Origin of the sequence: Aeromonas sp. CD (assembly GCF_033349375.1) — a bacterium.
GTDB classification, from domain to species: domain Bacteria; phylum Pseudomonadota; class Gammaproteobacteria; order Enterobacterales; family Aeromonadaceae; genus Aeromonas; species Aeromonas hydrophila.
Genome location: NZ_CP137631.1, coordinates 1280807 through 1301858, shown reverse-complemented (window position 1 = coordinate 1301858; position 21052 = coordinate 1280807). Strand labels below are relative to the sequence as shown.

The window sequence follows — 21052 nt, the reverse complement described above, 5'->3', positions numbered from 1 at the left end:
AAGCGTGACCGTATTTCTTGATCCAGAACAGGTTTTGAGGCGAGTGGCGCAGTTCCCGACCAGTCACAAACGGCCCCATACAAGACCCAATTCAAGCCTGATGCGGGCTGGCGCCCGATACCGGCCAGAGGGAAAAAGATTTCCCTTCCGACAGTAATTGACCGGGACAGGTTTGCACCAAGATGGACATAATGAAGGACAACTCCTCTTGTACGATGGGAAGCGACATGACCAACCCGCTATTGCTGCTACTGCTGCTGTGTGCCCTCCCGTTGCGGTTGTGGGCGGCCGAAATTCTGGTGATCAGCAGCTACCACCCCGAATACCTGTGGGATCAGAGCTACAACGCCAGCCTGGCCGCCAACCTCAAGGGCGACCACCACATCAGCCACTTCTACATGGATACCAAACGCCGCCCCGCCGAGGAGTTCGATCAGATAGCCGAGCAGGCGCTCGCCTACTATCGCCAGGTGAAACCGGATCTGGTGGTGCTCGGCGATGACAACGCCATCAACTACCTGGCCAGCGACATCGCTTCCCTCGGCACCCCGGTGGTGTTTCTCGGCATGAACGAGAACCCGCGCCACAAGGGGCTGGTCGGCCACCCCAAGATCACCGGCGTGCTGGAGCGCCCCCTGCTCAAACGCAACATCAGCGAGATGAGCCAGCTGATGGGGGGGATCAAGAAGGCACTGGTGCTGTTTGACTCGAGCAACGTGGCGCTCACCGCCATCGAGGATGAGTTCAAGACCCAGACCGAGTTGCGGGTCGGCCAGACCCGGGTCAACAGCCAGCTCATCGGCGACTACAGCCTGTGGCAGGAGGCCGTGCTCAATGCCAAGCAGAGTGGTTATGAAGCCATCTTCATCGGCCTCTACCACACGCTGGTGGACGATGATGGCAAGCACGTGAGCGAGCAGACTGTGCTGGAGTGGACCAGCGCCCACAGCCCGGTGCCGCTGTTCTGTTTCTGGGAGTTTTCGGTGGGCAAGGGCAAGGCCATCGGTGGCCTGGTGCTGGATGGCCGCGATCAGGGGGCCAAGGCGGCCGAGCTGGTCAACGCCATCCTGGCGGGTGCCCAGCCCAAAACCCTGGCACCGCGCGCCGCCCTGCGCGGCGAGTATGTGTTCAGCAAGAGCGAGCTGGCCCGCTGGCAGCTCACCCTGCCCGACAAGTGGCGCTACAAGATCCTCTGGCGTGATTGAGCACTGATCAGTGCCCCCATAACAAAGAACCCGGCCATGCCGGGTTCTTTGTTTCTCTTTCTGCGTGAGCGACTCAGCCCTGCAACGCCTGTTGCAGCTCCTCTTCACTCCAGACGGTGATGCCGAGCTCCTGGGCCTTGACCAGCTTGGAGCCTGCCGCCTCCCCCGCCACCAGCACATCGGTCTTGGCCGACACCGAGCCCGCCACCTTGGCCCCCAGCGCCTGCAGCGCCGCCTTGGCGTCGTTGCGCGACAGGGTGGTGAGGGTGCCGGTCAGCACGAAGGTCTTGCCGGCAAAGGGCTGCTCGCTTGCCTCCTTCTTCTCGATGGCCGGCCAGTGGATGCCGGCGGCCAACAGGGCCTCCAGCACCTCGATGTTGTGGGGCTGGCGCAGGAAGTAGTAGACGTGCTTGGCCACTATGTCCCCCACGTCGGCCACTTCCAGCAACTGCTCTACCGAGGCGGCGCGCAGGGCGTCCAGAGTCAGGAAGTGGTTGGCGAGGTTCAAGGCCGTCGCCTCCCCCACTTCGCGGATCCCCAGTGCAAACAGGAAGCGGGGCAGCGTGGTGCTGCGGGCCGCATCGATGGCCGCCACCAGATTGAGGGCCGACTTTTGCCCCATCCGCTCGAGCCCGGCCAGCTGGATGGCGTTGAGGCTGAACAAGTCCGCCGGGGTCTTCACCAGCCCCTTGTCCACCAGCTGCTCCACTATCTTGTCGCCAAGGCCGTCCACGTCCATGGCACGGCGGGCGGCGAAGTGCTTGATTGCCTCCTTGCGCTGCGCCTCGCAGAACAGGCCGCCGGAGCAGCGGGTCACCGCCTCTCCCTCCAGCCGCTCCACCGCCGAACCGCACACCGGACACTCGGTCGGGAACAGGATCGCGCGGGCATCCGCCGGGCGCTGCGCCTCCACCACCGCCACGATCTGCGGGATCACGTCCCCGGCCCGGCGCACGATCACGGTGTCGCCGATCATCACGCCAAGGCGCTCAATCTCGTCGGCATTGTGCAGGGTGGCGTTGGAGACGGTGACGCCGCCGACGAACACCGGTTTGAGCTTGGCCACCGGGGTCACGGCACCGGTGCGGCCGACCTGGAACTCGACGTTCTCAAGCTCCGTCATCTCCTCCTGGGCCGGGAACTTGTGGGCGGTGGCCCAGCGCGGGGCGCGGGCCACAAAGCCGAGTTCCTCCTGCAGGGGGATGGCATCCACCTTGTAGACCACGCCGTCAATCTCGTAGGGGAGCTCGCCACGGCGCGCCAGGATATCGTCGTGGAACGCCTGGCAACCGGCGGCCCCCTCCTTGAGCTTCACTTCGGGGCTGAGCGGCAGCCCCCACTCTTTGAGCTGATTGAGGCGACCGAAGTGAGAGCCACCGAGCTGCTCGCCACCCACCCCCACGCCATAGGCGTAGAAGGCCAGCGGGCGGCTGGCGGTGATGCGCGAGTCGAGCTGGCGCAGGCTGCCGGCAGCGGCATTGCGTGGGTTGACGAACACCTTCTCGCCGGCGGCCAGCGCCTTGGCGTTCATCGCCTCGAACCCCGCCTTGGGCATGAACACCTCGCCACGCACCTCCAGCCTTGCCGGCCAGCCCTCGCCGCGCAGAGACAAGGGAATGGCCTTGATGGTGCGCACGTTCTCGGTGATCTCCTCACCCGTGGTGCCATCGCCCCGGGTGGCGGCCTGCACCAGCTGGCCATCCACATAGAGCAGGCTCACCGCCAGACCGTCCAGCTTGGGCTCGCAGCAGAAGGTAAAGCTCACCTCCCGCTTGAGGCGATCGCGCATGCGCTGCTCAAAGGCCTGCAGCTCCTCGCCGCTGAACACGTTGTCCAGGCTCAGCATGGGGATCTCGTGGCGCACCTGTTTGAAGGCGGTCAGCGGCTGGCCGCCCACCCGAACGCTCGGCGAGGCCGGCGTCTTCAGCTCGGGATGCTCGGCTTCCAGCGCGATCAACTCGCGCATCAGGCGATCGTATTCGGCGTCCGGCACCGTGGGGTTGTCCAGCACATAGTACTGATGACCGTACTCGATCAGCAGCTCACACAGTTGACGGTGGCGGGAGAGGATATCGCTCATGAAAAAGTCTCGAAGTGTGATGGAAAAACCGGCCAGCGGACCAATAAAAATGCGGCACCTGGGTACCGCACTTTTTATTCATTCGACCCGCATGGCGTATTAGTCGCGGCTGGCCTCGTAGGCGGCCAGCTCATGCCGGTAACGGGCGATAGTCTCGTCGCTCAGCGGGCTGCGATCCATATCCGTCAGCATGGCATCGAGATCGCTGGCCAGCTGATCGGCGGCCTGCAACATGTCCTCGAAGGCAAACGCAGCATTGCTGCGCAGTGGCAGCTGCATGAAGAGCGACACGCCCGGGGTGGCGAACTGCTCCATCCGGTACGGGTTGAAGGTGCCCGGCTTGACCATGTTGATCATGGAGAAGAGCACTTCACCCTTGCCGTTCGGATCTTCGTGACGGTGGAAAATATCCATCTCGCCAAACTTGAAGCCCAGCGCCAGCAGGGAAGAGAGCAGGGTGGCCCCTTGCAGATCGTGACCCGGACGGCCCATCAGGTTGATGACATAGACATCCTGCCAGATCTTCTCGACCGGCGCGGCACGTACCTGCTCTTCATAGACAGGCTCCTCGTAGGCAGGCTCGGGGGCTGCATGACGGGGCTGCGCCTGGTATTCGGGAGCGGCGACCGGGGCCGGCTCGCGAGTACCGAAAGTGGGTGCGGTCGCGTAGGCGGGCTCGACCAGCGGCTCTTCGTCCAGCGGTTGCAGCAGCGGCTCGCGCTGGGGACGGGAACGGTGGACCGGGGTACGGCGAATGACCTGGGCGGGCTTGCGCACCGGCGCGGCAGGCACTTCCTCGACGGCTGCGGCAACCGGCTCCTCGAACTCCTCCTCGTCTTCTTCATAGACGGGGGGTGGCGGCACGGGGCGGGCGGCAGGCTTGCGTACCACGGGCGGCGGCAGATCGGCGTCGTCATCTTCATCATCGAAGGCGGGCGCAGGCGCACGACGGCTGACTTCCGGCTGGCGGGGCTCATCATGGTGGAGTTTGGGCTCGGCACGACGGCCACCGCTGACCACTCGCACCTGACCGATGCCATCGCTGTCGAAGGCGTCGTTGTCACGATCCCGTGATTTGGATTCCATCCGGCCCAGAGGTTTCTCTTTGATCGGTGCCTGACGATTCTTTCTGTTGCTCCACAACCCGTGAATGAGCAATGCCGCGATGGCAATACCGCCCAGGGCAACCAAGATGTAACGCAATTCCTGCATTAGCTGCTTCTCTTTCTAGTTTTGCTCAGCCAAAGCGACGGCTTCACCGATATCGACCGACACTATGCGCGAAACCCCGGGCTCTTGCATCGTGACGCCAACCAGCTGCTCAGCCATCTCCATGGAGACCTTATTATGACTGATGTAAACGAACTGTACTGTGCTCGACATCTCTTTGACAAGAGAACAGAAGCGACCGACGTTCACTTCATCGAGCGGTGCATCCACCTCATCCAGCAGACAAAATGGTGCTGGGTTGAGTCTGAAGATGGCAAAAACCAGCGCAAGTGCGGTTAACGCCTTCTCCCCCCCGGAAAGCAGGGCAATGGTAGCATTCTTCTTACCCGGAGGTCTCGCCATGATGCTCACTCCGGCCTCCAAAAGATCATCGGAGGTGAGCTCAAGCCAGGCACTGCCCCCCCCGAACACTTTCGGAAAGAGGGATTTTAAATCTTCGTTGACCTTATCGAAAGTATCCCGGAACCGTATTTGTGTCTCTTTATCAATTCTTTTAATGGCTTGGCTCAAGGTTTCCAGCGCCTGTTCCAGATCCTGGCACTGGTTTTCCAGGTAGCTTGAGCGGGTTTTCGCCTCTTCATACTCCTCGAGGGCCGCCAGGTTGATGGCGCCAAGTGCCTCCACTTGTGCCTCCAGGGTTTGGATCTCCTGGCGCAGCTTGCCGCGATCAGCGGCAATCAGCACCGCCTGATCGAGATCCACCAGCCGCACACCCAGCTCTTCGAACTGCTCGTGCAATCCCTGCCGGCGCGTCAGATTGCGTTCACGCTCAAGGCGCAGGGTCGCCAGCTTCTCCTGAATGTGCACCAGCTGCTTGTGATCGGCGCTTCTGGCCTGCTCCAGCTCGGTCAGCTGACGCTCCAGCTCCGCGAGCCGCTGATGACAGGCGAGCTGCTGCGCCTCAAGATTGCGCTGCTCGGCCAGCAGGGGCGACAGATTCTGACCCGGCGCAGCGCCCGGCTCCTTGAGCTCGGCCAGCTCCAGCCCGAGGCGGGCCAGCTCCTGTTCGCGCAGGGCGATGAGCTGGCGCAGGTTATGCTGCTCCAGTTGCAGTCGCTGGCAGGCGGCCTGCTGCTGCTCCCGGCGCAAGCGCGCCTCCTCCAGCGCCCGCTCTGCCCCGCTCGCCTGCTCCTGGGCGAGCAGCAGTGCCTCGGCAAGCGCTTCGCCCTGCTCCTGCAACTCGCCAAGGGCCGCTTCACCCTGCTCAAGCCGCTCCCCGGCCGACGCCAGCCGCTGCGCCTCCTCGGCCTGCTCTTGCGCCAGTCGCGTCAGCTCTTCCCCCAGCTGGCCGAGGCGCTGCAACCGCTCCTGCCGCTGCCCCTCACGCAGGCTCCAGGCTTCGCGCAGTTGCTGCCACTGCTGCTCCTGCTCGCGCAGGGTGCGCTGAGCCAGCTCATGGGCGCCGTGCAGCTGGGCCCGCGTCGCATCGGCGGCGGCAAGCTGCTCATCGAGCCGGCGCAGCGCCTCCCGACCAGTGCTCTGCTCGGTGTGCAACCGCTCACGCTCGCCGAGCAGCGCCAGGGTACCGAGGGCCATGCCCTCCCCCAGATCCGCCCAGTTGGAACCAAACCAGTCGCCAGCAGGAGTGAGCAGCGACTCACCGGCCGCCAGGCTCGGCTGGCGGGTCAATGCCGCCTCCCGGCTCTCCACCAGCCAGATGGCATTGAGGAAGGAAGGAATATGCTCGCCGCCCAGCTGCGCCGCCAGGGTACCGGCAACCGCCGGCTGGGCCGATCCGATCCAGAGCCCGGATTGCATCATATTGCACTCATCCGCCGGCGTGGCGGTGAGCCAGCGGCCGAGCACCTTGTCCAGCCCCCGGGCCCACTCGGGGGGCACCTGCAGCCGATCCGCCAGGGTGGCGCCCGCCATCTGCTCCCCCAGGATCTGATCCAGGGTGGCGAGGCGAGCCTCCAGCTCGCGCAGCGAGCCCTGCTGGTGACCCTGCTCTACCTTGAGTGCTTCATGGCGGGCCACGGCGGCCTGCCACGCCGCTTCGGACTCCTCATGGCGGGCGCGGGAAAGCGCGAGCTCCGCCGCCAGCGCATCGAGCGCCGGTTGCAGGTTCTCCCCTTCCCCGCCGAGGGGCCCGGCCTGTTCATCTTCCAGCTTGAGACGGGCCAGCCGGGTCTTGGCCTGCAGCTCCTGCAGACCGTTCACCTCGGCGCGGATCTGGTTGAGCCGCCCCTGCAACTGGCCCAGCTGCTGCTGCCACTGCTGCTGACGCTGGCGCGCCTGCTCGAGCCGATCGCCCGCTGCAGCACGCACGCTCTGCTGGTCGGTAAGCAACTGCTCACACTGCTCGAGGCGCGCCGACGCCACCTCGCCCTGCAACGTGCTTTCGCTCAGCTGTTCCAGCTGGCCGGCCAGCTGGGCCTTGAGCCCCTCGATACGCTCGCCGAGGGCTTGCCGCCTTGCCTGCCAGTCGCGGCCAAGCTCGCTCTGGTGCAGTTGCTGCTGCTCGAGACGGGCAATGGCCTGCCCGCCGAGAAAAATCTGTTGCTGGCGGCTGGCCTGCTCGGCCTGCGCCTCCTGGCGGGCCACCGACAGGGTGACGTGACGCCCCTCATCGGCGGTGCGCTTGGCATCGAGCGCCGCCAGCGCCTGCTCGGTCTGGGCCAGTTCGGTCTTGGCCTCACCGAGGCGCGTCTCCAGCGCCCACAGTTCCGAGCCGATCAGCTCGGCGCGGGCGGCGCGCGAACGGTTCTTGAGCTGCTTGTAGCGCTCAGCGGTCTCGGCCTGGGCCTTGAGATGCTCGAGGCGTGAGCCCAGCTCGCCGCGGATGTCGCCGAGGCGCTCCAGGTTCTCCTGGGTATGGCGGATGCGCTGCTCGGTCTCGCGGCGCCGCTCCTTGTAGCGGGAGACCCCGGCGGCCTCTTCCATGAACAGCTTGAGATCGGCCGGGCGGGACTCCACCAGCCGGCTGACGGTGCCCTGTTCGATGATGGCGTAGCTGCGAGGCCCGAGGCCGGTGCCGAGGAAGAGGTCGGTCACGTCCTTGCGGCGGCACTTCTGGCCGTTGATCTGGTAGTGGTTGGAGCCATCGCGCAGCACTTCGCGGCGCACCGAGATCTCGGTAAAGCGGCCGAACTCGCCGGGCACCCGGTTGTGGGGGTTGTCGAACACCAGCTCCACCGAGGCGCGGCCGTGGGCACTGCGGTTGACGGAGCCGTTGAAGATGACGTCGGTCATGTTTTCGCCGCGCAGATGGCGGGCGGAGCTCTCCCCCAGCACCCAGCGCACGGCGTCGATGACGTTGGATTTGCCGCAGCCGTTGGGGCCCACCACGGCGGTCATGTCGGCGTTGAGCTCGATGCGGGTCGGCTCGACAAACGACTTGAAACCGGCGAGTTTGATCAATTTCAGACGCATGGCGGCCTATGTGGGTAACGAAATAAAGAGGAGGCGGGCAGGCGACTTTACCAAATCAAAAGCTTGTTTGTAATATGCAGGCAGTTTCCCATGAACAGATGGAGCTCAGATGAGCCACTCACCCCGTATGGTAAAAGACTCGATCAGCGGCGCAGACTACTTCCTGCGCGGCTTCTCGCTCATTCGCCAGCCCGGCATCCGCACCTTCGTGCTGATCCCCCTGCTGGTCAACTTCGTGCTGTTTGCCGGGGCCTTCTACGCCCTGCTGCTGCAGCTGGACGGCCTGTTCGGCTGGCTGCACCAGCAGATCCCAAGCTGGCTCGACTGGCTGGACTATCTGCTCTGGCCCATCGCCCTCATAACTATCCTGGTGGTCTTCTCCTTCCTGTTCAGCTCGGTGGCCAACTGGATAGCGGCCCCCTTCAACGGCCTGCTGGCGGAGAAGGTGGAACAGGCCCTCACCGGCGAGACCGTCAGCGATACCGGCATGCTCGACATCGTCAAGGACGTGCCGCGCACCTTCGGCCGCGAGTGGACCAAGCTGAAATACTACCTGCCCAAGGCCATCGGCTGCCTGATCCTGTTCCTCATTCCGGTGGTGGGCCAGACCCTGGCGCCGGTGCTCTGGTTCCTGTTCAGCGCCTGGATGATGGCGATCCAGTACGTCGACTATCCGTTCGACAACCACAAGATCGACTTCATCACCATGCGCGATGCCCTCAAGCAGCGGCGCGGCAAGTGCCTGAGCTTCGGCGCCCTGGTCACCCTCTTCTCCGCCATTCCGGTGGTGAACCTGTTCGTGATGCCGGTGGCCATCTGCGGCGCCACCGCCATGTGGGTCGATCACTACCGCGCCGAGCAGCTCAGACGCTGAGCCGGTTGGTGGTGACAACGGGGCTCCCTTGGGGGCCCCGCTTCATTTTTGCATTATAAAAAATAATGCATAGCCTTCATTGCTTGTCCCCTATAGCGCGAGTTGATAGGATGCGGGGCTTTCTCGCACCCTGGGATATCTCATGTTACATGCACTCTTTTTGCTGGGCCTGGTGGCCGAAGGGATGACAGGCGCGCTGGCCGCGGGCCGGCGACGGATGGATCTGTTTGGCGTGGTGATCATCGCATCGGCGACCGCCATTGGGGGCGGCACCATTCGCGACGTGCTGCTGGGCCATTACCCCCTGCTCTGGGTCGAGCACCCGGAATATGTGCTGCTGGTCGCTGGCGCGGCCATGGCCGGCGTCATCTCGGCGCCGCTGATGCGCTACCTCGGCAAGCTGTTCATGGCGCTCGATGCCCTGGGGCTGGTGGTCTTCTCCATCTTTGGCGCGGCAAGGGCGCTGGAGATGGGCCACGGCGCCGGGATCGCCTGCATCATGGCGGTGGTGACGGGAGCCTTCGGCGGCGTGCTCAGAGACCTGCTCTGCCAGCGCATTCCGCTGGTGTTTCGCCGCGAGCTCTATGCCGCCATCTCGCTGGTGACGGCCGCCATCTACTGCCTGGCGCTCGATCAGGGCCTGCCCAACGACTGGGCCGCCTTCGGCGCCATCGGCATCGGTTTCGTGCTGCGCCTCCTGGCAGTGCGCTTCAAGTGGGGGCTGCCTACCTTCCACTACCAGTACGCCACGCACTGAGCGCGCCAGCTTCTGGCAAGCCGGTACGGATTGCAGCCAACAAAAAAGCGCCGGTCAGGCGCTTTTTTGTATGGGCAACCGGGCTGCGGCGGCCTCAGTTGATTCCTTCCGAGCTGAAGAAGGTTGCCTTGTCGGCGATGAAACGGATCTTGATGTTCTTGCCCTCGTCACCCCAGATGCAGCTGGTAGTTCCCAGTGCATCGTCACAACGCTCGGCCTTGCCGAGGATGCTGCTCGCCTCGGCGTAGCTGATCCCCATCTTGAGCTTGTCGTAGTTTTCACGGTTGAGCTTGCCGCAACCGGTCAGCAGCAGGGCAATCAGCCCGCCAAGCAAAATATGTTTCATCTGGTTCTCCTCTGCATGGTGTCCAGAGCCTACCAGCTCGGCCACCCCGCTGACCAGTCACCCGCCGGGCAGCGCTGGCCGGCAGCCAGCCGTTACCAGCTGCGCACCGGTCCGGTGTCGAGGTGCACGAAGTTGTCACTCGGGTAGTAACCGACGCCACCTACCTTGAGATGGAGCGCCGCCTTGCGCAGGTGCGCCAGCTGTACTCCGGGAATGCGCACATCCACCGCCTGCCCCAGGGTATGGTAGCTGTGCTTGGCCACGGCGCGGCTGCGGCTGCGCTTCTGGCGATTGGTCACAGGCGAGCGATAGCCCGAGATGAGCTGGATTTCACCGTGGCGACCCAGCTTGTGCTGCAGCAGGTAGAGCTGGTCGAACAGCTTGCGGTCGATGTTGAACACTTCGTTGCGACGGTAGTCGCGAAAGATGTGGTTGAGCTCGGCCAGCCCGTCTTTCAGGTAGCGGCCGTCTTCCCAATAGCTGGCGCGCACCCGCTCGCCGGTATTGAGATTGAAGAAACTGAGTTCACGTCCTGCCGTACTGCGGCTCGCCATGGCGGGGAAGGACAACAGCGAGCCCCCCAGCAGGCAACCGGCACCCAGCAGCAGGCGACGTCGGCTTATCTCTTGATCAAGCATCCCTTGTCCGTCCATCGCTATGTTGAGGTGAAACCGTTGAATGAATTTGATACAGGCGCTTGAAACTACCCGCCGAGCCGGCCGCTGTCAAACCGCAAGGGGCCATGAAAAAGCCCGGCGCAGACCGGGCTTTTCACTCTGTGGCAAGGATCACAGCAAGCGACTCTGGTAGCTGACTCGATCAAATCCATAGATGTCGTTGCGCAGTTGCTGACGTCCATCCTCGTCGATCCAGCTGCTCCAGTAGACGGTGAACACCGGGATCGGGGTGGTCAGCGGCAGCCACTTGGTCTGGGTCTCTTTCAGGATACTGGCCACCTTGTCCGGCTGGTAGCGGGAGTCCGCCAGCAGCAGCTCGGCCAGATCGTCGGCATGCTCCACCCGGATGCAGCCTGAGCTGAAGGCACGCGCGCCCTGCTCGAACAGCGCCTTGCGCGGGGTGGAGTGCAGGTAGATGGCCTCGTTGTTGGGCAGATAGAACTTGTAGCGACCCAGTGCGTTGTGATCGCCCGGCTTTTGCCGCAGCCGGTAGGGGAAGCCGGACGCCAGCGCCTGCTGCCAGCCCTCTTCGGTGAACTGCACCGGATTGCCCTCGCCGTCGATCACCTCGAACTGCTCGCGATTGAGGTAGGCGGGATCCCGTCCCAGCTTGGGCAGAATGTCCTTGCTCAGGATGGAGCGCGGCACATGCCAGGCCGGGTTCAGCACGATGGAGCGGATCTCGCTGGCGAGGATCGGGGTCGCCCGCTGCTCCTTGCCCACGATCACCCGGCTGGTGAATACCTCGTTGCCGGATTCCACCACGCTCAGCCGATAGTCGGGGATGTTGACCAGCACGTAGCGGGCGCCGGAGAGCTGATCCACCAGGTCACGTCGCCACAGGTTGCGCAGCAGCAGGCTGGCACGCACCTCGGGCCCGGTATTGAGCCAGCTGCGGGTCTGCCGGCCTATGATGCCGTCGGCGGTCAGACCGTGGCGGCGCTGGAATTGTTTGACGGCCTGCAGAGTCTCGGCGTCGTAGGTAGCGTCATCATGGCGCGGGGCCGTGTCGCCCAGCTCGTTGAGGATGGAGCGGATCTGGCCCAGCTCTTGGGATACCTCACCGGCCCGCAGGGTCGGCATGGTCAGGGTCGGCCACTTCTTGGCCATGGGTAGCGCCAGCAGCTTGCGCACTTCCTCGCGCACCGCGTCATATTCCGCGACCTGGGGTCTGAGCTGCCTGACCTGCTCCAGCAGGTTGTCGCCGGCCGGCTCGTGGGCCAGCGGCTTGCTGAGGTTGAGCTTGAGGGTCTGCATCTGCTCGCGGGAGACCAGATCCATGGCCCGCCACGCCTGCTGGAACCGGGCCAGCTTGCCAAACGCCTCGTCATAGAGGGCGCCACGCTGATCCGCCGGCTTGGCCTGCAGCTTCTTCCAGAGCGTGTAAAAATCCGGGTGCAGCTGGGCCAGCACGGCCTCCTGCAGCTGCAGCTCCAGCTCACGCCTGGCTTGCTCTGCGGTGCTGTTCTGATACCAGTCGTGCTGCATCGCAGCATTGCTTACCACCACTTGACCCTCGCTGGCCTGTACCATGGCCGCCGGCCAGCAGCCCAGCCAGATCAGGTTTGCCAATGCCAGCCAATACTTCTTCCCCATGCTTACCTCAAGATCGGTTCACTTCAGCCTGTCAGACCCGGCGGTCAAGGCGCTCATGATGCGTGAATGCCCGCGACTTTACTAGCTGGCGGGCGCGTAGCGCCGCCAGATAATGTCATACTCATTTGTTGCTTTAAATTCAGCCAGTTCGCGATTGAACGCACTGACAAATTCGGGTGACAGCCGCTTCTTGCTGAACATGAAGAAGGTCGGCGCTTCATATACGGCCATGGTGTGGGGGACGATCAGATCGCTCAGTCCCTCCTCCTTCAGGCCCCAGGGGGTGGCCAGCACATCGCCGAGAAAGCCGTCGATGCGCCCCAGCACCAGCTTGCCATAGTTTTGCTCGTCATTGACCACGCTCACCTGAGCGGCATAACGGCGCAGCAACTCGCTGACCTCGGCCCCATAGTAGTAATCCTTGGTGATGCCCAGGGTATGGCCGCTGGCCAGCCAGCTGGCCAGATCGGTTTCGGGGTAGGAGGATGACTTGCGGATCCAGAGCGCGCTGCGGCCCGGATTGTAGGCATCGGAGAACCAGGCATAGCGGGCGCGCTCCTCATTGAAATAGGCCTCCATGGCGATGTCGACCGAGCCCAGTGACAGACCGTGCAACACCCGCTTCCAGGGCATCTCCACATAGCTGGCCTTGCAATCGAGCCGCTTGAGCATGGCGGTGAGCGCTTCGACGGCAAAGCCGCGCAGCTCTTTCTGCCCGGCCGCTGTGCTGGCGTAATAGTGATAAGGCGGCCAGTTGTCAAAACCGACCCGCAAGGGCGAGGGACACAGACTGTTTGCCGAGGCCAGCGGCGCCAGCAAGCAGAGCATCCAGCAGCAGAGTTTCAGCTTCATGGGTCATCCTTGACTGCGTGATACGCCATCATAAATCGGCCTAGGCAAAATGGCGACAGATCCTGCCACAGCGATGCAGGCTCCCGACCGTGTGAGCGGCGCCCTCATTTATGCTTGTCAGAGCCGGGCCTGAAATGCGCCTGGCCTGCGCCAGATCTCCGGCTCGCCAGGGCAGGTAAAATACGGGAACAGCAACATTTGGAACACCGGCCAGAAAGGGGTTAATATGTGACCAAATATATTTTTGTGATCCACTATGCTTTTTTTGCAATTGGATTAGCATATGCGCGAAATCAGCCTACAAACCGTGAGGCGCAGAGAGTGATATGACGTACAAAAAGTTTGGTTTTCTGACCGCCATCATGGCACTGAGTGGTTTCTACCTTTATACCCTCTACCTGGCCGCCCACCCCAACGTGAGCCTGGCCTACAAGCTCTATTACCTGGAAGGCAAGACCCGCTTCTGGGAGCACAACTCCAGCATGACCTACCAGCCCGGCAACGAGCTCAATCTGACCAAGCCGAGCCGTTTTCTCTCCAGCGAAGGCTGGGCCAAGAAACCGAGCGCGGACGGCACCGAACTGAGCGGCCAGGGCGGCCTCTACTTCGTGCTGCCCAAGCAGCAGGCGCAGCCGGAACAGCTGACCATCCAGGCCCGGGTCAACAGCCCGCAGGCCGGTGCTCTGCTGAAGGTGGCACTGGGTCACGATTTCACTACCACCGTCAAGCTGGCCAAGGCCGGCATCAACGAGATCCGTCTCAGTCTGCCGGGCGAGTCGCTGACCTCGGACCCCAAGCGTCCCAACTTTCTGGCGCTCTCCGCCCCGACTCCGCTCAATGTCCAGTCGGTGCGCTTGACCGTCGCCCAATAAGACGTATTCTCCAATACGCTGTTTTATAAAATAATTTTCCAAATAAGGAAGTTTTCATGTCGCATGCCGATTTTCGACTCTCTCTGATCGTTCCCGTTTACAACGAGGAAGAGAGCATAGATGCCTTCATCAACGCGATAGATAACGAACTGGCGCCGCTCAAGGATCAGCTGGAAATTGTATTCGTCAACGACGGCAGCCGCGACCGCACCCGTGAGGTGGTCGAGCAGGCCATCGCCCGCGACCCGCGCGTCACCCTGGTCAACCTGGCCCGCAACTTCGGCAAGGAAGCGGCCATGACCGCCGGCCTGCATCACGCCAAGGGTGATGCCGTGGTGCCGATGGACGTGGATCTGCAGGATCCGCCCGCACTCATTCTCGAATTCGTCAAGCTGTGGCAGACCGGCGACTACGACACCGTCTACGGCATCCGGGTGGATCGCAGCGCCGACACCCCGATGAAGCGCCTCACCGCCGGTGGCTTCTACCGCTTCTTCAACGCCCTCTCCACCAGCACCAAGCTGCCGGAGAACGCCGGCGACTTCCGCCTGATCGACCGCAAGGTGGTCGAGGCGATCAAGCAGCTGCCGGAACGCAACCGCTTCATGAAGGGGCTGTTCGCCTGGGCCGGTTTCCGTGCCGTCGGCGTGCCCTACGAGCGTCCCGCCCGCCACGCCGGCGAGACCAAGTTCAACTACTGGAAGCTGTGGAACTTCGCCCTCGACGGTCTGATGAGCTTCTCCAGCTGGCCGCTGCGGGTATGGAGCTACGTCGGCGTCGGCGTCTCCTTCATCGCCTTCCTCTACATCCTCAAGATCGTCACTCAGGTGGTCTTCTTCGGCATCGACGTGCCGGGTTACGCCTCCCTGATGTCGGTGGTACTGTTCCTCGGCGGCATCCAGCTGCTGTCGCTCGGCATCATCGGTGAGTACATCGGCCGCATGTTCGTCGAAGTGAAGCAGCGCCCCGTCTACCTCATCGAAGGGGTGTACGGCCAGTATGCCAAGCAGGATGAAGAGCCGAAGCAGGACGCCGCCACCGGCAGCAAGAAGAGCGCCGGCAAGAAGGCTGCTGCCGCGAAAGCCGCTGATGGCCAGCAGGAGCAGGCTTCTCAATGATCTCCCGCGAGGAATTCTGGCGGCTGGTACGTTTCGGGTTTGTCGGCGGGGGGGCTACCCTCGTCGATCTGGGCACCTCCATCGCCCTGTTTCACACCTGGCCCACCATCTCGGAGCACCTGGTGACGACGCTGGCCTTTGCCATCGCCTTCTGGTTCTCCTTCTTCGGTCACCGTTACATCACCTTCCAGAAACAGGGTGCCGCCAGCAAGTTCTTGCTGGTCGCCCTCTTCTCGCTGGCGGTGCGTAACCTGATATTGAGCGGTCTGCTGTTTGCGGGTCTTTCCGGTCTGTTGCCGGTGGTGATCGCCACCCTGACGGTCACCGTGCTCACCTACCTCCTCTCCAGGATCTGGGTATTTGCCTGATGAATGACATGACTACCTCCATCACCCCTGACAATGCGGGCCCCTATCGCCCGTCACTGGCCATCAGCAGCCGTGACTGGCTGATGATCATCGCCGCCTTCGTACTGAGCCGGGCCGCCCTCTACGGCATGGGCTATTTCGGTGTGCAGCTCTACGGCTCCCCCGACATAGGCCCGCTGCAGGCCTATTGCCAGTTCGACTGCGTCTGGTTCCAGCGCATCATCGAGAACGGCTACGATCTCTACCCGCGCTGGCTGAGCAAGGGCAATGCGGCCAACTGGGCCTTCATGCCGCTCTACCCGATGATCTCCGGCGCCATCTCCAACCTGCTCAACGTCGAGAGTCTGATCGGCCTGATGCTGGTGGCCAACCTGGCGTTCTTCATCAGCCTGCCGTTGATGCTGCTGGTGCTGCGCCAGCTCAAGCTGGGTGACGACACCGCCCGCTTCGGCGTCTGGCTGCTCGCCTTTTCCCCCTTCTCCGCCTACTTCGTCTCCGGCTATACCGAGTCGATGTTCATGGCGCTGATGCTGGGGATGTTCCTGTTCGCCTATCGCCAGCAGTGGCTGATGGTGGCGCTGCTCGGCGTGTTCATCTCCGCCACCCGCAACCTGGGGGTGATGATGGTGTTCCCGGTGCTGATCCTGGCGCTGCAGGCCTACGGCTGGCGCGAGTTCTTCCGCTTCACCGAGCGCGCCTTCAAGGTGGTGTTCACCCTCTGGATGATCCCGCTCGGCCTGTTCGCCTACATGTTCTATCTCTATCACCTCACCGGTGATGCGCTGGCGTTCAAGCACATCCAGGTGGCCTGGGGCCGTTACATGGACAGCCCGCTGGACTGGTGGCTGAGCGGCTTCGAGCTGGGCGGACGCAAATCCTACCTCTCCATCATGGTGATGTTTGGCTGGGCTCTGAACCTCTATCTGTTCAGCCAGAAGCGCTGGGCCGAGGCGACCCTGATGTTCATCTGCTGCACCATTCCGCTGATGACAGGGCTCAACGCCATGCCGCGCTACATGTTCGGCCTCTATCCGACCATGCTGGCGATCATCCTGCTGACCCATCGCTGGCCGGCCATTCGCCCGGCCGTGCTCTGCATCAGCGGCATGGTGGCATCCTTCATCGCGGTGGCCTTCGTCAACTTCAAGTTCTTCACCGTGTGACGAAGGTGGCAATGCAACAAGCCGGTCCATCGACCGGCTTTTTTTATGGGCGCGACACCCCGCTCACACTTTTCCATTCTTGAAAACGTAACCATTTGAACTGATGTCACAAATCGACGGTTTGCCTGTCCAAGCCCGCCCTCATGCCTCCTAGAATGAGCCCCATTGACGGCAATCTGGTCCGCTTAACCCCAGCAAGGAATGGCTTATGCGTCGCACTCCCTCGGTTTCTTCCCTCTGGCTCGCCCTGCTGGCCAGCCCCCTCTTCCTCCATCAGGCCATGGCCGCCGAGGTGCGCCTCTACGTGGATGACCAGCCGGTCGGCGCGCCGCTGACGCTGGACAAGGGGGCGGTGCAGCTGACCCATCCGCTCACCAAGGGGAGCCATCAGATCCGCATCAGCGACGTGGGCCGAAGCTGCGGCACCAGCTTCGGCCCGAGCGAGACCAAGCCGCTCCCCTTCGGCACCGCTCAGCCCATGGACAAGTGCAGCAAGGGGCAGCACTTCAACCTGCGGGTGATGCTGGCGGGGGATTATCAGTTCACCTTCAACCCGGATACCCCCAGCCTCAAGGTGCTGCGAGCCACCAAGAAGAGCGAGTTCAAACGCCAGCCGCCAGCGGAACCCTGCATCAGCTGGGATGGCGGCCCGGTTACCGTATCCCTGAAAGGAGTCTGGCCCGACGGCACCCAGCTGCGGGACGCCTACTCCGGCCAGCAAGGGGTGGTCAAGGGCGGCAAGCTGACCCTGACGCCGAGTAAAGAGAGCGGTGGCCTGCTGCTGCTCGAACCGGTCAAAGCGGTTACGGCGGCTCCCTTCAGCTGGGATCAGGCGAGCGTCTATTTCCTGCTGACCGACCGCTTCAACAACGGCGATACCGCCAACGACCACAGCTTCGGGCGCCAACAGGACGGTCAGGATGAAGTGGCCACCTGGCACGGCGGTGACTTCAAGGGGTTGACCGCCAAGCTCGACTACATCAAGCAGCTCGGCATCAACGCCATCTGGATCACCCCCATGGTAGAGCAGGTGCACGGTTTCATCGGTGGCGGCGAGCAGGGCAACTTCCCCTTCTACGCCTATCACGGCTACTGGGCGCTCGACTTCACCAAGATAGATCCCAACTACGGCGACGAGGAGAGCCTCAAGACCCTGGTGGACGAGGCGCACAAGCGCGGCATGCGCATCATCCTCGACGTGGTGATGAACCACGCCGGCTACGCCACCCTCGCCGACCTGCAAGATCTGGGGCTCACCGACCTCACCCAGAACACCGGCAAACTGCCGGCCCGCTGGAACCAGTGGCGCCCGAGCGGCGGCCTCAACTGGCATGGCTACAACCAGTTCATCGATTACCAGTCGCCGAAGTGGAACCAGTGGTGGAGCGGTGACTGGGTGCGGGCCGGCCTGCCCGGCTACCCGCAGCCCGGTACCGACGACGTCACCGGCTCGGTGGCGGGACTGCCGGACTTCCTCACCGAATCCACCAAGCCGGTGGGGCTGCCGCCGCTGCTGGCGGCCAAACAGGACACCAGGGCCAAGCCACTGCCCAACGCCACCGTCAGCGACTATCTGATTGCCTGGCACACCGACTGGGTGCGCCGCTTCGGCATCGACGGCTTTCGGGCTGACACCGTCAAACACCTGGAGCCCGAGGTGTGGGCCCGCCTCAAGCAGGCCGGCACCGCCGCCCTCAAGGAGTGGAAAGCCGCCAACCCGGCCAAGAAGCTCGACGATCTGCCCTTCTACATGGTGGGCGAGGTGTGGGATCACGGGGTGGCCAAGGATTTCTGGTACCAGAACGGTTTCGATTCGCTGATCAACTTCGACTATCAGCGCGAGTTCGCCCTGCCCCAAGCCCAGTGTCTGGCCAGCGCCGAGCCCACCTATGCCGGCTACGCCAGCCGCATCAATCGGGATCCCGAGTTCAACGTGCTGAGCTACATCAGCTCCCACGACACCAAGCTGTTCTTCGGCGACTATCAGGACGTGCCGTTGCAGCGCCGGGTCGCCAGCAGCTTCATGCTGCTGCCGGGCGGCATCCAGATCTACTACGGCGATGAGTCCGGCCGCGGGCTCGCCAAGGATGGCGGCGTGTTCGATCAGGCACTGCGCTCGGACATGAACTGGCAGGAGCTGGCCGGCGGCGAGAAGGCCGAGCTGGTCAAGCACTGGCAGCGGCTCGGCCAGTTCCGCGCCGCCCACCCGGCCGTCGCCGCGGGCAGCCACAAGAAACTGGCCGACAGCCCCTATGCCTTCGTGCGGGAGAAGGGAGATGACAAGGTGGTGGTGGTGTTCGCCGGCCGCCAGCCATAATCCAGCTTAAGGAATCAACCCCAAACAGAAAGGGGAGCCAGTGGCTCCCCTTTCTGTTTACTCCAGCCGTTCAAACAGGCGGTTGCGCCAGCGGGTTCACTGCGGCTGACGAGCCGCCGCCGGCCACTGCAGGCGTGCCTTGACCAGGGTCTGCTGCCACAGCGGCCAGGCCAGCAGCGCCTGCTGATAGGCACCCGCCTGCCCGGGCAGCTGGATGCCGTAGCTCGCTAGCCGGTAGGCCATCACCGCATAAAAGGCATCGAGGATCCCCGCCTCGCCAAAATAGAAGGGCCCCCGCGCCTGGGACCAGATGGTCTGCAGCCGGGCCAGCTCGCCGATGGCCTCCACCGGCGGTTCGCTGCGGGTGGGAGCGCCGAGGAAGAAGGGCAGCAGGGTGCGAATTTGGCGAAAACCGGCGTGCAGCTCGGCGCAAAGACTGCGGGCCAGCGCCCGCTCGGCTCGCGCTTCGGGATAGAGCTGGCGGTCGGGACAGAGCTCGTGCAGGTACTCGGCGATGGCCAGCGAGTCGTGTATCCGCACGCCGTCGTGATCGAGCCAGGGCACCAGGCCGGCGGGGGCCAGCCGCTTGAGCCGCTGCAGCTCCTTGGCATCCTCCAGGTCAAACACCTGCTCCTGCCACTCCAGCCCGCTCATGGCCAGCACCAGCGCCGCCCGCATCGCCCAGGTGGAGCCGGTGCCCACCGTCAATACCAGAGATCCCATCTATTGCCTCCTGCATGAGTTGTTCATGACCATCCCATCTGCCCCAATGGCACGACATCCGACGGTCGCTTCACATTTGCGCGCCGGCAGGTTTGACCCTCTCCGGGAGCGGTGCTAGTTTGATTTTCCAAAACAATCAGTTAGCAACAATGTGAGCAATGGACAGCCAATTTACCATCGTCATCGCAGATGACCACCCCCTGTTTCGGGGCGCCCTCTATCAAGCGGTGCACATGGCCATCGACGATGCCCAGCTGCTGGAAGCAGACTCCATCGACAGCCTGGCCCACCTGCTGGGTGAGCACCCGGAAGTCGACCTGCTGCTGCTCGATCTCAAGATGCCGGGGGCCAACGGCTTCTCCGGCCTCGCCCACCTGCGCGGCCAGTATCCCGACCTGCCCATCGTGGTGGTGTCGGCTTCGGAAGAGCCTGCCATCATCCAGCAGGTGCTACGGCTCGGCGCGCTCGGCTTCATCCCCAAATCGGCGCCGATGAAGGAGCTGGTCAACGCCCTCAATACGGTGATCGGGGGTGACAACTGGGTGCCGGCCGGCATCTCGCTCCACCCCGAGCCTTGTGAGGGCGCCGATTTCGCCAGCAAGCTGGCCAGCCTCACCCCCCAGCAGTACAAGGTGCTGGTGATGCTGCGCGACGGCAGCCTCAACAAGCAGATCGCCTGGGAGCTCAACGTCTCCGAGGCCACCATCAAGGCCCACATCACTGCCATTTTCCGCAAACTGGGCGTCAAGAACCGCACCCAGGCGGTCATCGCCCTGCAGCAGATGGATATCAAGGATGACTGAGCCCGCCTCATCCCCTCTTGCAGGCCGATTCGCCGCTCGACAAATAGCACGGTCGTACTTTATGCTGCCCCGGTCAATGAAGGAGAGTGCGATGAGCAAGGGCCGGCTGACCCGCGACAACATTTTGCAGACTGCGTTCGAGCAAGCGAGCCAGCAGGGGCTGGAGAGCCTCACCATCGGCTCCCTTGCCAGCGCCTGCGAGATGTCGAAAAGCGGCCTGTTTGCCCACTTCCAGTCCCGCGACAACCTGCAGATCGCCGTGCTGGAGTACGCCGCCGAGGTGTTCCGGGAGCGGGTGATCCAGCCGGTGCGCCAGCAGCAGCACGGCAGCCAGCGAGCCAAGCTGACGGCCCTGCTGCAGGCCTGGCTGGCCTGGAACCAGTGCTTCGCCGGCCGCTGCATGTTCCTCGACGCCTGGACCTCGGCCCAGGAGGGGGAGGTGCAGCAGGCCGCCCGCCAGCTGGTGCGCTTCTGGCTCGACTACCTGGCCCGCCAGGTGGTGCAGGGACAGAGCGAGGGCGAGTGGCGCAGCGACATGGATCCCTGGCGCGCCGTCTATCGCCTCTATGGCCTCTATCTGGCGGATCAGGTGTTCAATGCCCTCGATCTGTGTCAGGATCCGGCCCGCCACTTCTGGCCAGAAGTGGAGACGCTGCTGGATGGCTGGCGCTGATGGATTGACCTCTCTTTTTTAAAACC

General features: G+C 63.4%; 18 protein-coding genes. 10 read left to right on the top strand and 8 right to left on the bottom strand.

Annotation, left to right across the window (positions count from 1 at the left end; all coding sequences use genetic code 11):
• The first annotated feature begins 227 nt into the window (after positions 1-227).
• Positions 228-1205 carry an ABC transporter substrate-binding protein gene (locus R2E40_RS06055; RefSeq protein WP_081304515.1) on the top strand — a complete coding sequence of 326 codons (978 nt, stop codon included), beginning with the start codon at positions 228-230 and terminating at the stop codon, positions 1203-1205.
• 73 nt (positions 1206-1278) lie between these two features.
• Here the strand turns inward: R2E40_RS06055 and ligA are convergent, their stop codons facing one another.
• The 3 genes from ligA to R2E40_RS06040 all read right to left on the bottom strand — a co-directional run bounded on the left by ligA (position 1279) and on the right by R2E40_RS06040 (position 7887).
• Positions 1279-3285 (bottom strand): NAD-dependent DNA ligase LigA, encoded by a 2007-nt coding sequence (gene ligA / locus R2E40_RS06050; protein ID WP_101614598.1) that lies wholly within the window; start codon positions 3283-3285, stop codon positions 1279-1281.
• Positions 3286-3384: 99 nt separating this feature from the next.
• Positions 3385-4497, bottom strand: a complete 1113-nt coding sequence (zipA, locus tag R2E40_RS06045) for a cell division protein ZipA (protein ID WP_318165000.1) — start codon at positions 4495-4497, stop codon at positions 3385-3387.
• 15 nt (positions 4498-4512) lie between these two features.
• Positions 4513-7887 (bottom strand): AAA family ATPase, encoded by a 3375-nt coding sequence (locus R2E40_RS06040; protein ID WP_318164999.1) that lies wholly within the window; start codon positions 7885-7887, stop codon positions 4513-4515.
• Between the two features lie 109 nt (positions 7888-7996).
• On the opposite strand from R2E40_RS06040, the gene cysZ reads away from it, so the two are divergent.
• Positions 7997-8761: a sulfate transporter CysZ gene (cysZ, locus tag R2E40_RS06035; protein WP_011705142.1), complete on the top strand. Its 765-nt coding sequence runs from the start codon at positions 7997-7999 to the stop codon at positions 8759-8761.
• 142 nt (positions 8762-8903) lie between these two features.
• Positions 8904-9518 (top strand): trimeric intracellular cation channel family protein, encoded by a 615-nt coding sequence (locus tag R2E40_RS06030; protein WP_011705141.1) that lies wholly within the window; start codon positions 8904-8906, stop codon positions 9516-9518.
• Positions 9519-9612: 94 nt separating this feature from the next.
• Here the strand turns inward: R2E40_RS06030 and R2E40_RS06025 are convergent, their stop codons facing one another.
• From R2E40_RS06025 to R2E40_RS06010, 4 genes are all read right to left on the bottom strand, one after another.
• Positions 9613-9864, bottom strand: coding sequence for a hypothetical protein (locus R2E40_RS06025; protein WP_005303367.1), 252 nt, complete (start codon positions 9862-9864; stop codon positions 9613-9615).
• 92 nt (positions 9865-9956) lie between these two features.
• Complete coding sequence (locus R2E40_RS06020) at positions 9957-10502, bottom strand: DUF882 domain-containing protein (RefSeq protein WP_011705140.1); 546 nt, start codon at positions 10500-10502, stop codon at positions 9957-9959.
• Positions 10503-10652: 150 nt separating this feature from the next.
• Positions 10653-12137: a L,D-transpeptidase family protein gene (locus R2E40_RS06015; RefSeq protein WP_318164998.1), complete on the bottom strand. Its 1485-nt coding sequence runs from the start codon at positions 12135-12137 to the stop codon at positions 10653-10655.
• Between the two features lie 81 nt (positions 12138-12218).
• Positions 12219-12989, bottom strand: a complete 771-nt coding sequence (locus tag R2E40_RS06010) for a substrate-binding periplasmic protein (RefSeq protein ID WP_318164997.1) — start codon at positions 12987-12989, stop codon at positions 12219-12221.
• Positions 12990-13315: 326 nt separating this feature from the next.
• Here R2E40_RS06010 and R2E40_RS06005 point away from each other — a divergent pair, with 326 nt between their 5' ends.
• The 5 genes from R2E40_RS06005 to R2E40_RS05985 all read left to right on the top strand — a co-directional run bounded on the left by R2E40_RS06005 (position 13316) and on the right by R2E40_RS05985 (position 18827).
• The gene (locus R2E40_RS06005) at positions 13316-13861 is read left to right on the top strand and encodes a hypothetical protein (RefSeq protein WP_016349902.1); all 546 of its coding nucleotides are present in this window, start codon (positions 13316-13318) and stop codon (positions 13859-13861) included.
• Between the two features lie 56 nt (positions 13862-13917).
• Positions 13918-14979: a glycosyltransferase family 2 protein gene (locus R2E40_RS06000; protein WP_318164996.1), complete on the top strand. Its 1062-nt coding sequence runs from the start codon at positions 13918-13920 to the stop codon at positions 14977-14979.
• Entirely contained in the window at positions 14976-15347 is a 372-nt protein-coding gene (locus R2E40_RS05995) for a GtrA family protein (RefSeq protein ID WP_005303379.1), read from the top strand. The genes R2E40_RS06000 and R2E40_RS05995 overlap by 4 nt, the downstream gene beginning before the upstream one ends.
• Complete coding sequence (locus R2E40_RS05990; protein WP_318164995.1) at positions 15347-16510, top strand: hypothetical protein; 1164 nt, start codon at positions 15347-15349, stop codon at positions 16508-16510. Before R2E40_RS05995 ends, R2E40_RS05990 begins: the two co-directional genes overlap by 1 nt.
• Before the next feature lie 208 nt (positions 16511-16718).
• Positions 16719-18827, top strand: coding sequence for an alpha-amylase (locus R2E40_RS05985; protein WP_318164994.1), 2109 nt, complete (start codon positions 16719-16721; stop codon positions 18825-18827).
• Positions 18828-18923: 96 nt separating this feature from the next.
• Here R2E40_RS05985 and R2E40_RS05980 read toward each other — a convergent pair whose 3' ends face one another.
• Complete coding sequence (locus R2E40_RS05980) at positions 18924-19550, bottom strand: glutathione S-transferase (RefSeq protein WP_318164993.1); 627 nt, start codon at positions 19548-19550, stop codon at positions 18924-18926.
• 158 nt (positions 19551-19708) lie between these two features.
• Between R2E40_RS05980 and R2E40_RS05975 the strand changes: the two genes are divergently transcribed.
• Together R2E40_RS05975 and R2E40_RS05970 are read left to right on the top strand one after the other, a co-directional pair.
• A complete protein-coding gene (locus R2E40_RS05975) occupies positions 19709-20353 on the top strand; it encodes a response regulator transcription factor (RefSeq protein ID WP_005303387.1) in 645 nt (214 codons plus the stop codon).
• A gap of 91 nt (positions 20354-20444) precedes the next feature.
• A complete protein-coding gene (locus R2E40_RS05970; protein WP_017408581.1) occupies positions 20445-21026 on the top strand; it encodes a TetR/AcrR family transcriptional regulator in 582 nt (193 codons plus the stop codon).
• Positions 21027-21052: the final 26 nt, after the last annotated feature.

Coding starts and splice junctions, on each gene's coding strand:
- R2E40_RS06005 (WP_016349902.1), top strand. CDS start 13,316: ATGACGTACAAAAAGTTTGGTTTTCTGACCGCCATCATGGCACTGAGT.
- ligA (WP_101614598.1), bottom strand. CDS start 3,285: ATGAGCGATATCCTCTCCCGCCACCGTCAACTGTGTGAGCTGCTGATC.
- cysZ (WP_011705142.1), top strand. CDS start 7,997: ATGAGCCACTCACCCCGTATGGTAAAAGACTCGATCAGCGGCGCAGAC.
- R2E40_RS05970 (WP_017408581.1), top strand. CDS start 20,445: ATGAGCAAGGGCCGGCTGACCCGCGACAACATTTTGCAGACTGCGTTC.
- R2E40_RS05990 (WP_318164995.1), top strand. CDS start 15,347: ATGAATGACATGACTACCTCCATCACCCCTGACAATGCGGGCCCCTAT.
- R2E40_RS05995 (WP_005303379.1), top strand. CDS start 14,976: ATGATCTCCCGCGAGGAATTCTGGCGGCTGGTACGTTTCGGGTTTGTC.
- R2E40_RS06020 (WP_011705140.1), bottom strand. CDS start 10,502: ATGCTTGATCAAGAGATAAGCCGACGTCGCCTGCTGCTGGGTGCCGGT.
- zipA (WP_318165000.1), bottom strand. CDS start 4,497: ATGCAGGAATTGCGTTACATCTTGGTTGCCCTGGGCGGTATTGCCATC.
- R2E40_RS06000 (WP_318164996.1), top strand. CDS start 13,918: ATGTCGCATGCCGATTTTCGACTCTCTCTGATCGTTCCCGTTTACAAC.
- R2E40_RS05980 (WP_318164993.1), bottom strand. CDS start 19,550: ATGGGATCTCTGGTATTGACGGTGGGCACCGGCTCCACCTGGGCGATG.
- R2E40_RS06025 (WP_005303367.1), bottom strand. CDS start 9,864: ATGAAACATATTTTGCTTGGCGGGCTGATTGCCCTGCTGCTGACCGGT.
- R2E40_RS06010 (WP_318164997.1), bottom strand. CDS start 12,989: ATGAAGCTGAAACTCTGCTGCTGGATGCTCTGCTTGCTGGCGCCGCTG.
- R2E40_RS05985 (WP_318164994.1), top strand. CDS start 16,719: ATGCGTCGCACTCCCTCGGTTTCTTCCCTCTGGCTCGCCCTGCTGGCC.
- R2E40_RS06055 (WP_081304515.1), top strand. CDS start 228: ATGACCAACCCGCTATTGCTGCTACTGCTGCTGTGTGCCCTCCCGTTG.
- R2E40_RS06040 (WP_318164999.1), bottom strand. CDS start 7,887: ATGCGTCTGAAATTGATCAAACTCGCCGGTTTCAAGTCGTTTGTCGAG.
- R2E40_RS05975 (WP_005303387.1), top strand. CDS start 19,709: ATGGACAGCCAATTTACCATCGTCATCGCAGATGACCACCCCCTGTTT.
- R2E40_RS06030 (WP_011705141.1), top strand. CDS start 8,904: ATGTTACATGCACTCTTTTTGCTGGGCCTGGTGGCCGAAGGGATGACA.
- R2E40_RS06015 (WP_318164998.1), bottom strand. CDS start 12,137: ATGGGGAAGAAGTATTGGCTGGCATTGGCAAACCTGATCTGGCTGGGC.